The 14,979-nt window shown below is 36.2% G+C and carries 10 protein-coding genes; 8 read left to right on the top strand and 2 right to left on the bottom strand.

Annotation, left to right across the window (positions count from 1 at the left end):
- Positions 1–627 precede the first annotated feature (627 nt).
- Positions 628–2,448, bottom strand: coding sequence for a heme lyase CcmF/NrfE family subunit (locus ABWU75_RS01675; RefSeq protein ID WP_353286937.1), 1,821 nt, complete (start codon positions 2,446–2,448; stop codon positions 628–630).
- Between the two features lie 22 nt (positions 2,449–2,470).
- Here ABWU75_RS01675 and ABWU75_RS01670 point away from each other — a divergent pair, with 22 nt between their 5' ends.
- The 6 genes from ABWU75_RS01670 (at position 2,471) to typA (ending at position 10,169) form a co-directional block, all read left to right on the top strand.
- Complete coding sequence (locus ABWU75_RS01670; RefSeq protein WP_253302580.1) at positions 2,471–2,650, top strand: hypothetical protein; 180 nt, start codon at positions 2,471–2,473, stop codon at positions 2,648–2,650.
- A 102-nt stretch (positions 2,651–2,752) separates the two neighbouring features.
- Positions 2,753–3,994 (top strand): hypothetical protein, encoded by a 1,242-nt coding sequence (locus ABWU75_RS01665; protein WP_353286936.1) that lies wholly within the window; start codon positions 2,753–2,755, stop codon positions 3,992–3,994.
- A 122-nt stretch (positions 3,995–4,116) separates the two neighbouring features.
- Positions 4,117–5,442: a dihydroorotase gene (locus tag ABWU75_RS01660; protein ID WP_264732082.1), complete on the top strand. Its 1,326-nt coding sequence runs from the start codon at positions 4,117–4,119 to the stop codon at positions 5,440–5,442.
- Positions 5,443–6,449: 1,007 nt separating this feature from the next.
- Positions 6,450–7,634 (top strand): dicarboxylate/amino acid:cation symporter, encoded by a 1,185-nt coding sequence (locus ABWU75_RS01655; protein ID WP_353286935.1) that lies wholly within the window; start codon positions 6,450–6,452, stop codon positions 7,632–7,634.
- 3 nt (positions 7,635–7,637) lie between these two features.
- A complete protein-coding gene (gene pyrE, locus ABWU75_RS01650; RefSeq protein ID WP_253309661.1) occupies positions 7,638–8,234 on the top strand; it encodes an orotate phosphoribosyltransferase in 597 nt (198 codons plus the stop codon).
- 105 nt (positions 8,235–8,339) lie between these two features.
- A complete protein-coding gene (gene typA / locus ABWU75_RS01645) occupies positions 8,340–10,169 on the top strand; it encodes a translational GTPase TypA (RefSeq protein WP_353286934.1) in 1,830 nt (609 codons plus the stop codon).
- A gap of 631 nt (positions 10,170–10,800) precedes the next feature.
- On the opposite strand, the gene ABWU75_RS01640 is transcribed toward typA, so the two are convergent.
- A complete protein-coding gene (locus tag ABWU75_RS01640; protein WP_353286589.1) occupies positions 10,801–11,823 on the bottom strand; it encodes an IS110 family transposase in 1,023 nt (340 codons plus the stop codon).
- Positions 11,824–12,206: 383 nt separating this feature from the next.
- On the opposite strand from ABWU75_RS01640, the gene ABWU75_RS01635 reads away from it, so the two are divergent.
- Complete coding sequence (locus ABWU75_RS01635; protein ID WP_353286933.1) at positions 12,207–13,217, top strand: Mrp/NBP35 family ATP-binding protein; 1,011 nt, start codon at positions 12,207–12,209, stop codon at positions 13,215–13,217.
- Between the two features lie 560 nt (positions 13,218–13,777).
- Entirely contained in the window at positions 13,778–14,926 is a 1,149-nt protein-coding gene (ubiH, locus tag ABWU75_RS01630; RefSeq protein ID WP_353286932.1) for a 2-octaprenyl-6-methoxyphenyl hydroxylase, read from the top strand.
- Positions 14,927–14,979: the final 53 nt, after the last annotated feature.

The following is a 14,979-nucleotide window of genomic DNA, read 5'->3' as shown; positions in this document are numbered from 1 at the left end:
CTGCCGCGGTATCTCTTAGCCGCTAACACATAGCGGAATGACGAAGTTATCGTCATGCCACCGCGAACCGTCATACCGCCGCGAATCGTCATACCGCCGCGGTATCTCATCCGCTAACAAGAGATCCCGCTAACACGTAGCGGGATGACGGTTGTCGTTTAGCCATAAATATTTAAGAAATTTACCAAACGAAAAAAAAGGCAAAAGAAGCCCTAGTCATTGTCTACTTTCAGTATTGGCGTTTTTTAAGTCTTAAACACTGCAATTTAGCTGCTTTTAAATGCAACTCACCTTTGTTTAAATGTTTAAGAAATTTACTAAGCAGAAAAAAAGGCAAAAGAAACCCCGTGTTAGCTAGTTGTCACTCTCTAATCCTGCAAATTGGCGTACTATACTGTCTTAAACGACTTATAAGCGCGTTTCAGCTTATATAGGTAAAAACCCAGAAATGTTGTGAAGACATAAGGTGCACATAGTGCAAAAAATTAAAAATAAGACGCCAACTACGTTGTTTTCTTGCTGTTTAATCTGCACAGATGAAGATAACTGAATACCTTCACTATCATAATAAGGGGGCTGGCGGAGTTTGTCAAGGAAGTTTTTTCGTTATAGTATAAAGGAGTCCTATTAAAATCTTCTCAATAAAGGAAAAGCAGCAAGGAGCGAACCAAAAGCGATGAGGAAGGATCCAAGCCAGATTATAGACATTCCAGGTTTATAGTGCACTTTAGCTGCGATTTTGCTCTTACTCTTATCAATCTCTCCAATTACAACATAAATATCAGAAAGCAAATTGTGGTAGATACTGCTTTCAACATTTTTCTGACCTTCCACAAGGTAAAATCTATATTCAGGGGTTATCTCACCCAATATCTTATTATTCAGCAAATTCCTAATGTCCATTGTACCTCTCACTGCATGGAAATTTTTTTCTTTTATTAGCTCAATATTTCGTAAAGTAACTTTAAATTTATTGACTGTTATGCTATCCCCTATTTTTAAGTAATTTTCTTTTTTCTCCTGCCAACCAACTGAATAAGCTATACCAAGCACTAAAATTGCCACTCCAGCGTGAGCTGCCATCATTGCATAGTAGGATTTAGAAACTTTTCTTGCTAATAAAATTGATTCACCAAATGCTACCTTAAATAAACAAATTCTTTTACTATATGCTTCTAAAACAAAGATTAATAATGCTATGGAGATAGTAATTGATAGCACAATTATTAGCTCCATGTGAAAGATAAACGGCAAAATAGCTGCAGCACTACAGAATGAAAATCTGTATTCACGAAATATTGTCAATAGACTATTTCCCTGCCAACGGCAGTATTGCCCGATCATGGTGAGCACTAGAATAGCCAGTGCAATAGGATTAAATAAAGAATTGTAATATGGTGCTCCAACTGAAATTAATTCACCGGTTAAATACTCAAGCACTGTAGGGTATAAAGTGCCAACGAACACGATGAAAAAGGCAGTAATAAATAATAAATTGTTCATCAGCATCATCGTAAGGCGTGAAAAGAATCTTCTACCCTCTGTCACTTGAGTAGCAGATTTCTTTCTGGATTCCAATGTCGAGCACTGGAAAGATGTGCGATTTTTTCTCGTAAACACTACAAATATTACTAAGCTACTGACTGTAATTACACCAAGTAGAGCTAATATATACAGTCCATACCTTGAGTCATCTGCAAACGTGTGCACTGAGGTGAGTATTCCTGAGCGGACTAGAAATGTTCCAGTTACACTCAATATAAAAGTTGTAAGCGTAAGTAAAATAGCGAAATTCCTTAAAGTATTGAAATTTCGTACAACAAGCAACAAATGTGTCAGCGCCACTGCAATTAGCCACGGCATCAAAGAAACGTTTTCCACTGGATCCCAAAACCAAAATCCACCCCACCCAAGTTCGCGATATGCCCACCAGCTACCCAAGCTGATGCCCAAAGTGAGCAGCGACCAAGAAATAAGTACCCAAGGCCTGACAATTTTAGCCCAAACATTTCCTTCAGTATTTGCAATTAATCCAGCTATAGAGAGCGAAAAAGGAACGCTAAATCCAAGGTACCCCAAATATAATATCGGTGGATGAATAGCAAGGCCTATATCTTGCAATATCGGATTAAAACCCAATCCATCTTTTTCAACGCTTGGCATTTTAGTGAAGGGGCTGGATTCAAGTAAAGTGAACAGTAAAAAACAAAAGCAAATCAAGCCTTGGGTGATCAAGGATACTTTCTTCAATTTACTGTCGTTATCAGTAAAAATACCCATCAGAAATAGGTAAAAGGTAAGCACTAATGTCCAAAGCAACATAGACCCTTCTTTATTTCCCCAAACTCCACAAATCTTATAGATCAAAGGTTTTGTTGTGTGTGAGTGGTAATATACGTTTTCGAGTGAGAAATCATTTGTAATGTGGCAGTAGATCAAAATAGCCATTGATGTTGATACACAAAAAAATATGGCAGTGGTAATAAACCGACAAGAACTAAGTGGTAAAAACAAATATGTCAAAGACAATAAGCAGGCTATGAGTAGCAATATATTCCCAAGTTCAGGCATAAAAAATTATAGTTTTTATATAAACAATATTACTGATGACAAGTTAGAAGTTAAAGTGTTAATTGACGCTTGCTATTGATGCTAGCATAATGCCCCCGTAGTTAGCTGTGCTAGTATTAATTAAAAATTAAATATTAAATCTTTATACTTTTATAGATAGCGTTAATATTGAGGTAACATTGTGGGTACAACTAAGATTAGTAAATTTCCATTCAATATAAAAGGTAAAGTGGCAAAACAACATGCCGAACCAATAGTTGAAAAAAATCTCTATACTATTTTAGGATTCAAAAGTAGAGAAGATTTTGAAAATAAGACAAGTAAGCTTGTTAATAAAAAAGTTTGGCAATCATTTGTTGACTGCTTTGCAAAAGAAATAGATTATGCAGCAACTGAAAAAGTTGTAAAAAACATCGTTTGTAACATTGCAAAGAGTGATCAAGGTAATGCTTTTACCAAAACTGAACATCTGATATTAAATGAAAAGCAAGATAATAAAAAGAGAGAAAAAGCGATTAGAAAAACTGTTGGTATTTTGAGAAAAATCAATCCAGAAAAAGCCTTCAATGAACTTTCAGTAATAAAAAAACAAGCTGAAGATTTTTTACAAACCGATTTTTATAAAGCTCAGAGTAAACCACTTCAAGGATTTGCTCCATCTGGTGGACAGCTCTTTGCGGAAGTTCTGAAATATATAGAAACACTAGAAAAATTAGCTGAAGTTAAAAAGGAAGAGCTAGTTAAAGATTTCTTGTTAAATCATGTTAGTTCATTGAATAAAAAGTATCCTAAATCACAAGGCAAAAGGGAAGATGCTATAACAATACTATCAAGTGATGAGTTGAAGAATTTTTACAATAAAGGTGTAGAAGAAGGAATATTACAACCAATGGTATCTTACAAAGAATGCAGAAACCTGTATGACAAAATGAACCAAATGAAAAATGAATCCAAAAGTATAATTAAAAGAGAAGGACGGGAAGAAAATTTGAAGAAAATAGATAAGTCGATAGTCAGTGCAATTAATGACATAAAAAAACATAGAGAAGCAATCCTTAACTGTAAAGACTTTCAAAGTTCTTACATAAAAGAGAAAAAAGAACATCCATTTAGAGGCAACGCATGTCAAAAAATAATTGATATATATCAAGAGAGAATTGCTGGATATCAGGAGAAAATTCGTCAAAATTTAAACCAAATAAAAGCGATATTAAAAAGTGCGCCGCAAGAAATGGATGATGTGGAAGAATTAGAGGAAATAATCGATAGTATGCATGAAGCGAAGCAGTGTGATGAAAATTTTGACTCAGCTTTGATTTGTTTATCGAACATACAGAATGAGCTAGATATTCAACTGGAAAATCCTTCAACAGAGCTAAGAGTTTTTCATATTAACGTTAAAACTGAAGTAACTCGGTTATAAGAGCCAAATTTTTGGGACAATTTTAATTCAAGACAGCTCTCGCAACTTTAGTCTGCGTTTTTATTTGGTTGTGTTTTGTAAAAAAAACTTTAGATTTATTTTATAATCGATACTCAAATATAATGACTCAAACTTGGAATTTGTTGCAAACAGGGCAAAAAGAAGGCTATAAAATTGCGTATACTAATGCTCGTATTATCGACCCGGAAACTAAACTTGATATAAAAGGTTCATTATTGACTGAAGGGGATAAAATTGTTGACTTTGGTGAATCATTATTTTCAACAAGTGGGGTCGATGAAACAATAGACTGTAAAGGGCTTGTTCTAATGCCAGGCCTTATTGACATTCACGTACATTTTCGTGAACCAGGCCAAGAACATAAAGAAACTATATATACAGGCAGCAAATCTGCAGCTGCGGGAGGCGTTACAACTGTAGTTTGTCAGCCGAACACTGTTCCAGCAATTGATAGCGTTGTTTTGGCTAAATATTTGAAATATAGAGCACTTGAAACTTCACATGTAAACGTTGAATTTTACGCTAAAATCACCACTTCGGAAGAAAAGTTGACTGAAATGGCACTTTTAAAGGAAGCAGGTGCGGTTGGGTTCACTGATGATGGCATGCCAGTTATGAACCCAATGATTATGAGACAGGCGCTGCTTTATTCAAGTATGCTGGGTGTTCCTATTGCTCAACATGCAGAAGATTTAAATTTATCAGCAGGTGGTGCAATCAACGAAGGTAAAATTTCTGAAGAATTGGGAGTAAAGGGAATCTTGAGTGCGTCAGAATCGGTTATGGTAAATCGTGATATACTGCTCATGAAAGATATGGAAAATGTGCACTACCATATTCTACATGTCTCTTCAAAAGATTCACTTGATGCTATTAAACGTGCGAAAGATTTGGGATTAAATGTTACATGTGAAGTAACCCCTCATCACTTCACTTTGACTGAAAATATAGTAAAACAACATGGAGCAATTGCAAAAATGAACCCGCCGCTTCGCACTGAAGAAGATCGTTTAGCTATGGTTGAAGGTTTAAAGACAGGTGTGATTGATTGCATTGCAACCGATCACGCTCCGCATGATCGTAATTCTAAAGATCTTCCACTTGAAAATGCTGCATTTGGTATTGTTGGCCTTGAAACAATGCTGCCCCTTTCACTTGAACTTTACCACAGTGGGCAAATGGGTCTACTTGATGTGCTTGCAAAATTGACATATAAGCCTGCAGATATAATACACGTATCACGTGGTCGTATACAAAAAAACCTTGCTGCAGACTTAATTTTAGTTGACCTCAATCATGAATGGGAAATTAAAACTGACAACTTTGCTAGTAAATCAAAGAATTCCCCTTTCGATGGGCGCAAAGTAAAAGGGCACGTGGTACGTACTGTTGTGTCTGGCAAAACTATATACTCACAGAAAAGTTAGTTATCATACCTTATCTGTTCCAATTTGTTATCACCAGAATGGGCTAAGTGCACCTGAATTTAAATTAAGAAATATTAGCCAATTCCACTAGACTTCTTGCATAACCATATAATAAACTTTTATTGGGAATAGAAACGAAAAACTTCCTTGACAAACTCCGCCAGCTCCCTTATCATGAAACTGAAGCTAATTATTTATCTTCACAATCTCTGCAGTGGATTAATAACAAAAAAACTTAATGTATTTGGCGTAAATCATGCTTAATTTTTTGCACTATGTGCACCTCATGTTTTTATAAAACTTTTAGGTTTCTACCTATACAAGCCGAAACGCGCTTATAAAGCGTTTAAGACAGCAAAAGACGTCAAATAGACAAGGGAGAATTTGAATACTAGCTACCTTAGGGTTTCTTTGCCTTTTTTTCCACTTAGTAAATTTCTTAATGTTTGTAATTTAGGTTAGTCGCATTTAAAAGCGGCTGAATCGCGGTTATTAAGCGTTTAGAAAAAAAACGCCAATATTTTGAAGTACATATAAATAACTAGTTAACCATGGGGCTTCTTTTGCCTTTTTTTTCATTCGGTAAATTTCTTAATATTTATGGCTAAACGACAATCGTCATCCCGCTGCTTGTTAGCGGGATCTATGTTAAGAGATACCGCGAATGAATCGCGGTATGACGGTTAAGTAGGGTGTCATCCCAGTGCCCAGACATTGGGATCCAGGAAAGTTTGCTTGCTTACAAGCAAACTAGCATAGAAAAACGTTCTCGATGAGATTGCAGAAAGGCTGGATTCCAGTATCTGGGCACTGCCGTCATAAAGGAACCAGTGTCAACTACTCGGATGATACCTTTTTCTACTTAGTTTGGGTTATGCAAGAAGTCTACTGTCTCCGAATAAACGCATCCTCTTATCTTTTCCTAATTTGTAAAGTTATTTTGTCTATCAATCTGATTCCAAAACAGCAAAATTGTTGTATAATGTTACTTTGAAGTTTTATTTTCAATGCACAAGTTTGCAATACTCTTTTCTATACTGTTTGCAATAGTTGCTTACTATTTAAACAGTGAGATTATATTTGAAATAGCAAAGCTGTTTAGTGACATATTTGTTAGTTTGTTGAAATTAATAAGTTTACCTTTAGTTTTTCTATCAATAGTTTCCACAATTTCAGGACTTAAAGACTCAATCGAAATTAAAACCTTAGTTAAGAAAACACTATTTTATACGCTGCTTACAACTATTATAGCTGCGTTTGTTGCATTATTGTTTTACCTGCTAATAGACCCAGTGAAAAAAAATTTCATATGTAACACGATAGGAAGTTTGGATAATAACAATTACAGTTACTTTTCATACTTAAAATCACTCATTCCTTCGAATTTTGTGCAAGTTTTTCTTGAAAATAACGTTATTGGTAGCATATTGATCGCTTTTTTGATGGGTGGAGCTATTGTTTCACTTTCAAAAGAAAAGCAGGACATATTACATCAAATATTCTCTGCACTTTTCGATACGTCACTTAAAATTGCTCAGGGGTTACTAAAGCTTGTTCCACTTGCTGTGTGGTCTTTTATTACATGTTTTTTGCACGAATTAAAAGGTGGTAGCGAGTTCTACAGTCTTTTATGGTATTTTGTTTGCATAATGTCTGCAAATTTTGTGCAGGCATTTCTGATTTTACCGCTACTTATGTGGTATAAAGGCATATCACCAATTCAAACGCTGAAAGGGGTTATGCCGGCACTCACACTTGCGTTTTTTTCTAAATCATCCAGTGCAACATTGCCAACAACTATAGACTGTGTGCAAAATAAGCTAAAGGTGCCAAAGAAATTGTCGTCCTTTATTTTACCAATATGCACAACAATTAATATGAATGCATGTGCTGCATTTATACTAATCACTGTAATGTTTGTTGCAGAGATGAATGGATGCGCATTTTCCTTAAGCGAAATGTTTATATGGATTTTTTTAGCAACTAGTGCAGCAATTGGTAACGCTGGAGTGCCGATGGGGTGCTATTTTATGGCAACCAGTTATCTCATGTCGATGAATGTTCCTCTGCATATTATGGGACTGATTTTGCCTATTTATACAATCATCGATATGTTTGAAACTGCAATAAACGTGTGGTCTGATATTTGTATCACTCAGATAATTAATAAAGAATGTAATAGTGAAACTTAAAAAATGATATTAGACGAAAACAACCTAATAATAAAAGAATTTAAAGAAGCAGAAGCAATTTTGCATGGGCATTTTGTTTTATCTTCTGGATTGCATAGCAATACATATATACAATGCGCTAAAATTTTTGAAAATCCAAGCAGAGCCATGAAAGTTTGCGCATTACTGGCAGATAAAATAAAAAAAGAATTAAATAGCTCCATAGATTTAATATTATCTCCTGCAATTGGCGGAATAGTTGTAGGTTATGAGATTGGCAGGCAGCTTGGAATAAAGACAATGTTTTGCGAGCGCGTTAATGGCAAGTTTGAATTACGCCGTGGATTTAAGATCAAAAAGGGTGAGAAAATATTACTTATCGAGGATGTGATAACCACAGGCAAATCTTCACTTGAAGCAGTGAAATGTGCAGAAGGGGAGGGAGGTAAAGTCATTGCTGAAGCTTCTCTAATAAAGAGGAATAGTGAAACGAAACTGCCTTTTCCTGTCATATCTTTGATTGAACTGAACATCCAAAACTACAGCGAGGAAGAACTTCCAAGTGAATTAAAACAACTACCCATAACAAAACCTGGGAGTAGAGAATATTTAACAAAGTAATCCTATAATATCTTGGAAACACAGCACTTATACACAGCTTTAGTTATTTACTCCAAGTGTATTTTATGTATACTTATTACTAAATTAATTTTGAAATGATAGAAAATGAACGAATTTAAATCGATCCGTAATATAGCAATAATCGCACACGTTGACCACGGTAAAACTACTTTGCTTGATAACATGTTAAAACAAAGTGGCACGTTCCGTGAGAATCAAGAAGTTCAAGAGCGAGTTATGGATAGTGGCGACCAAGAACGTGAGCGCGGAATTACAATACTTGCAAAATGCACATCAATAATGTGGGGTGATGAAAAAATCAATATTATTGATACGCCAGGGCACGCAGACTTTGGTGGAGAAGTAGAAAGGGTATTGTGCATGGCAGATGGTGTGTTGCTGCTGGTTGACGCTGCGGAAGGTCCCATGCCACAAACTAAATTTGTGTTGTCAAAAGCACTAAAAGCAAATTTGAAGCCAATTGTGATAATCAATAAGGTCGACCGACCAGACAGCAGAATTGATGAAGTATTAAATGAAATATATGAGTTATTTTTTAACCTTGATGCAACCAACGAGCAGCTAGATTTTCCAGTGTTGTATGCTTCAGGTAGAAATGGTTGGTGTGCTAAGGAGCTTTCTGATGAAAGAAAAGATTTAAGCCCATTATTTTCAACGGTTATAGATTATATAAAACCTTCTGTTTATGATCAAAATGCCCCTTTTGCTATGTTGGTCACTCTACTTGAGTCTGATAAGTTTCTTGGCAGAATATTGACAGGAAAGGTTTATCAGGGCGTTGCAAAAGTCAATTCAGATCTTAAGGTACTTGATCTGGACGGTAAAGTAATTGAACGAGGGAGATTAACTAAGTTGCTCTCATTTTCTGGCTTGAAACGTATTCCAGTAGAACAAGCTGTGGCGGGAGACATAATTGCAATTGCAGGACTTGAGAAAGCTTCAGTTTCTGACACTATAGCAGTACCAGAGGTTACAACTGCAGTAAGCTCAACTCCAGTTGATCCGCCGACGATGGCGATTACTCTGAGTGTTAATGATTCACCTTTTGCCGGACAAGAGGGAACAAAGCTTACCTCAACCGTTATAAAGGATCGTTTATATGCAGAAGCAGAAACAAATGTTGCAATTACCGTAACTTTGGCATCAAGTGGTGAAGCGTTTGAAGTAGGTGGACGTGGTGAGCTACAGCTTGGAGTGTTAATTGAAAATATGAGGAGAGAAGGTTTTGAGCTTTCAGTATCACGCCCTCGCGTGCTATTTAAGGAAGAAGATGGCAAAAAACTTGAACCTATAGAGGAAGTAGTAATTGATGTAGATGATGAATATAGTGGAATCATCATGGAAAAACTCAGCTTCCGAAAAGGTGAAGTGACTGACATGAGACCTTCTGGTAATGGTAGGACAAGATTAACGTTTTTAGTGCCATCAAGAGGATTAATTGGTTATCAAGGAGAGTTTTTAACTGATTCTCGGGGCACAGGCATAATTAACCGTTTATTTCATAGTTATGCTCCACATAAAGGTCCAATTTCTGGAAGGCGCAATGGAGTTTTAATTTCTACAGATAAGGGTGAGGCTGTGGCGTATGCAATTTTCAATTTGCAAGACAGGGGAATTATGTTTATCAAGCCACAGGATAAGGTATATTGTGGCATGATTGTCGGCCAGCATAGCCGTGACAATGATTTGGAGATAAACGTGCTAAAAGGTAAGCAATTAACAAACGTAAGAGCTTCAGGTAGTGATGAAGCCATAAAACTCACTCCTCCAAAGATAATGACACTGGAGGATGTGATAGCGTATATAGATGATGATGAATTGGTGGAAGTAACTCCAAAATCTATACGTTTACGCAAGAAATTCCTTGATCCAAATGAACGTAAGCGTGCAGGAAGGGCAAAAAATAAGGAGTAGAGGTTTCTTTTTGCAGGTAATTTTCGTAGCAGCGTACTATCTCGCTTGTCAAGCGTTTAAAACATAAAAAACGCCAATATTTTAAAGCGGATAATAACCACGGGGCTTCTTTTGCCTTTTTTTTCATTTGGTAAGTTTCTTAATGTTTGTAGCTAAAGTAACTTAGGTTCACCGACAACCGTCATCCCACTACGTGTTAGCGGGATCTATGTTAAGAGATACCGCGAATGAATCGCGGTATGACGTGGGACTGCTGTCATTCCAGTGCTCCTTTTTTTGTCATCCCAGTGCGTGACACTGGGATCTAGAAAAAAAGAACCAGTGTCAGCTACTTTCATGACATCATCATAAAGTAAACCAGTGTCAAGCTACTTGGATGACAGGAGATACCGTCTTGTTAGTCAACAAAAAAATTATAAAAATTTCCCAAGTTGCATCATAAAATCAAAAAATACTTCCAATTGTGTAACAGTACACAGATTATAGTTAGTGGATATGTTGATAAGTAAATTAGTTTTATACGCACAAAACAGATGAAGTTTACTTATCAACATATCCACTAACCAACAACACTCAATAAATTTGTGTAAGATACCACTTTACATAAGATAGATAGGAAGCATTTTTGATTTTAAAGTACTAAACCTTCAGTCAACCTCCTAGCCCTGTAGTTTTTGATATGGTTAGGATCAAAAGCACTTTTGGATGTCAGAATACCGAAAATGATATGGAGTAGCTTACGCATTGCAGCACCAACGATGGCCATATTATGCTTACCCTTTTCCTTTAATCTTTGGCAAAAGCTCATAATGATAGGATTGTGATTCTTAGCTACTATGGCAGGAAAGAAAAGTGCCTTACGTAATGTTTGTGAACCGGATTTACTTAATCTGGGTTTGGCATATACAGAGGAACCTGACGTCATATTTCGTGGTATAACTCCTGTATATGCTGCCAATTGCCTGGCATCTCTAAAAACCTCTATATCAGAAACTTCAGCTAAAATAGCTATTGCTGATTCTTCTCCTATGCCTGGAATAGTCAATAGAAGTTGAAAATTTTCCAACAATTCTTTGTGTTGATTTAATAGTTCACGTACGGAGTTTTTTATTGTTTCTATTTTTTGAGCTATATTCATTGCAAGGTCTTCCCAAGCATTTGCAACTTCTTTAGGCAGTCTCTCTTTTTTTTCTAAGTGGTTATTTACTAATGTTAACTCATCTTTTAACGCAACTGAGCAACGATAAAGATGTTTTAATTTTTTCATTTCAGGAGAAGGTGGTGTCCAACTAGAAGGTTCCTGTCTTTGGCAATAATCAGCAATAACTTCTGCATCGGTCTGATCATTCTTTTGTCGTATCAGCTTACTCCTTGCATAAGATTTTATGCAATAAGGATTTACAACACTTACAAAATGTCCAGCATTGTGTAGAAATTCAGCCAGTGCTTCGCTATAACAACCAGTAGATTCCATGCAGGTTTTTACTTTTTCTACATTATGTTTGTGTAGAAAATTCAGTAGACTTTGAAACCCATGATCATCGTTCTTAAAGCTTCTTTTTCTAGTTTCACGCTTTCCTTTTTTGCTTATAAATGAGAGAAAAACATCAAAGCGATCTTTTGATATATCTATGCCCAAAAAGTTGTTGATCATATATAACCCCATACGTTACCATTAAAAATGAAAAGTAAGGCTAGTCTTGTGAATACAGAATTAGAACCATTCAGGTCTTTCTACGATACCGTCCAGCCTATACTTTTGAGAAGGGAATTCTTATCTCCTCTACAGATTTTATATCTAAGAGGAAGCACAGAGTTCCTCCCTTCTCCACCTAATGCTTAAGCTTAAAACATTAGATGCTTTTGACAAGATACAAGAAGGGGCTACTTGGATGACAAGAAAGAGGCTACTTTCATGATACTGTCATAAAGTGAACCAGTACTTGGCTTGTGTTCTAGGCAAAACCTGCTATAACATTTAACATACTGTTTCCGAAACAAATGTTCCGCACTGGGATCTGCTATGTAAGAGGTCTAATGATCAACGAAGAAATTGTAAGAGAGAACTTAAAAAAAGTCATAGAGCAAAAAAGCGGTAAAGATGTGATCGCTCTTGGCATAATATCCTCAATCATTATTAAAGGCGGGGACATTGGTTTTGCGCTTGAAGTTGCCGGTAACACGCAAGCAAACGAAGAATTAAGAAGAAATTGTGAGCAAGCTGTTAAAGCTATACTGGGGGTGACAAAAGTGATCGTGGTTGCTACTTGTCAAAAACAAACTGGGCAACAAAAAGCTAAATTACATATCGAAGGAGTGAAAAATATAATCGTTGTGGCCTCTGGTAAAGGCGGTGTGGGCAAGTCCACAGTTGCGCTAAATCTTGCTCTCTCATTAGCAAAGTTGAAACATAAAGTTGCGCTGGTTGATGCAGATATATATGGTCCTTCAATTCCTAAAATGCTTAGCACTGAAAAATTAAAGCCAGAAATACAGGGTGGAAAAGCAATACCTATAGAAAGGTATGGACTGCATACTATTTCAATCGGCTATTTTGTTGACAAGGATCGTGCAGCAATATGGCGCGGACCTATGATCACAAAAGCACTTTATAATCTGCTCATGGGAACAAAATGGTCCGATATAGAGTATTTGATAGTTGATACACCACCTGGAACTGGCGATGTGCATTTAAGTCTTATGGAAAATTTTAACTTAACCGGGGCGATAATAGTTTCAACTCCACAGGAGCTCTCTTTAATCGATGCTCGCAAAATTTACGATATGCTTAAAAAGCTCAGCGTACCGGTTATTGGAATTGTGGAAAATATGAGTTATTTCATTCAAAATGACTCAGAAATATACATATTTGGAAAAGACGGCGCAAAAAGAATGTCTGAGGAGCTGAGCATCAAACTCCTAGGCAGGATTCCTCTGGATCCACAAATATGTCATGCTTCTGATTGTGGAAATCCTTTAATGCTAAGTGAAGATTTGGCAGAGATTTATGAAGACATTGCTAAAGATGTTATAGCTAAAGTGGCTTAGGTTTACCTACAATTTGAAAAACCGTCATTCCGCTACTAGTTAGCGGAATTTATACCGCGAATGAATCCACAACTGTACGAACATTGTCTACCAGAAGGGTGTCATCCCAGTGCTTGACACTGGGATCCAGGAATTTTATTAAGTATAAAAATAGCTGTTTTATGTTAAAATACAACGTTTTGATGATTATGGAAAGGCTGGATTCCAGACTGGAATGACATCATCCTTTTTTCTGAATTCCAGTGTCAGCTACTTCCATGACATCATTATAAAGTAAAATGAGATCCCAGTGTCACGCACTGGGATGACAAGAAAGGGCTACTGGGATTACAAGAAGAGGGCTACTGGGATGACAGGGGAGTTGCCTTTTTTCTACTTAGTTTGGGTTATGCAAGAAATCTAATATGATTACTTCTATGCTTAGCCATTTTCAAGACAGGTTCTAAGAGACTTAATTTGTATATAGGAAAACCTTAAAGTCTTTTACTCATAGTATACAAAGTTTGTTTAAACTATTTTCAAAATAGATAAAATATAATTTTACAATTAGCGTGAATAAAATGAATTACGATGTAATCATTTCAGGTGGTGGGTTGCTTGGTCTTATTACTGCAATTGGCCTCAGTTGTGACTCTGTGTCTGTAGCTGTGATTGAAAAAAATAGTCTACCACGTGTAGTAGATGACAACCGAGCATTTGCTATTTCTCAAGGCTCGAAAAAAATATTGGAAAAATTAGGGATTTGGCAGTTTATAGAAAGCGAAGCTGAGCCAATACTTGATATATGCATATTAGATGCGGTTACTGTGCATTACAATCATAAAATGGTTGGTGAAGAACCAATGGGTTATGTTATTAACAATGCTACTATATGGAATGCAATCAACAATAATTTTCTGAATAAACTAAATATATACTCTCCACATTCCTATAAAACAATTGCTTGTGATTCAGGATATGTGGAAGTTATTCTTGATAATAACCAGGAATTAATATCATCGCTACTTATCTGCGCTGAAGGCAAAAACTCTAAACTACCAGAGTTATTTTCTATACCGACAGTGAAATTTGATTATAAACAAAGTAGCATAGTATTTAATGTAAAGCATGAACTGCATCACCAAAACTTAGCTGTAGAGCGTTTTTTTCCTGGCGGTCCATTTGCAATTCTACCGATGAAGGGTGGCTATACTTCTTCGATAGTTTGGACAGAAAAATCTGGAATTTCAAAAATGCTAATGGATCTGTCTGAAGAAGAATTTATTATAGAGCTCAAAAAAAGATTTGGTTCTTATTTAGGAGAGATAAAATTAGAGGGTGAAAGAAAACTTTATCCTTTAAGTTTTGTTTTCGCAAAAAAGTTATATAAGGGTAGAGTTTTGCTTATCGGCGATGCAGCACATTCAATTCATCCAGTTGCAGGTCAAGGGCTTAATCTTGGAATTAGAGATGTAGAAAGTGTTATAAAGCACATAGTTGCTGCAAAAGCATCTGGTACTGATGTTGGCAGTAGTTATTTATTAAAGAAAATTTCACGTAACAGATACTTTGATAATTTTACAATGGCGCTTGCAGCTGATGGATTAAATAGGATGTTCTCCAACAGAATATTCTGCGCTAGAGCACTAAGAAATCTTGGCTTGATTGCAGTTGAAAATTCAAAATTTCTCAAAAAAAGCTTCATTCGGCATGCTATGGGATTTATATAAACTACTATTTTATAGCTAATGCAAGTCATACCGCCGCGGTATCTCTAGATCCC

The organism is Wolbachia endosymbiont (group A) of Anthophora plumipes, from assembly GCF_964028115.1.
GTDB lineage: Bacteria > Pseudomonadota > Alphaproteobacteria > Rickettsiales > Anaplasmataceae > Wolbachia.
Note: the sequence above shows the minus strand (reverse complement) of the source record. Positions and strands in the feature narration are given on the sequence as shown.

Bases quoted from the DNA above. Each gene is read 5' to 3' on its own strand.
- ABWU75_RS01675 (WP_353286937.1), bottom strand. From the start codon at position 2,448: ATGGCTATTTTGATCTACTGCCACATTACAAATGATTTCTCACTCGAA.
- ABWU75_RS01670 (WP_253302580.1), top strand. From the start codon at position 2,471: ATGGCAGTGGTAATAAACCGACAAGAACTAAGTGGTAAAAACAAATAT.
- ABWU75_RS01660 (WP_264732082.1), top strand. From the start codon at position 4,117: ATGACTCAAACTTGGAATTTGTTGCAAACAGGGCAAAAAGAAGGCTAT.
- ABWU75_RS01655 (WP_353286935.1), top strand. From the start codon at position 6,450: ATGCACAAGTTTGCAATACTCTTTTCTATACTGTTTGCAATAGTTGCT.
- pyrE (WP_253309661.1), top strand. From the start codon at position 7,638: ATGATATTAGACGAAAACAACCTAATAATAAAAGAATTTAAAGAAGCA.
- typA (WP_353286934.1), top strand. From the start codon at position 8,340: ATGAACGAATTTAAATCGATCCGTAATATAGCAATAATCGCACACGTT.
- ABWU75_RS01640 (WP_353286589.1), bottom strand. From the start codon at position 11,823: ATGATCAACAACTTTTTGGGCATAGATATATCAAAAGATCGCTTTGAT.
- ABWU75_RS01635 (WP_353286933.1), top strand. From the start codon at position 12,207: ATGATCAACGAAGAAATTGTAAGAGAGAACTTAAAAAAAGTCATAGAG.
- ubiH (WP_353286932.1), top strand. From the start codon at position 13,778: ATGAATTACGATGTAATCATTTCAGGTGGTGGGTTGCTTGGTCTTATT.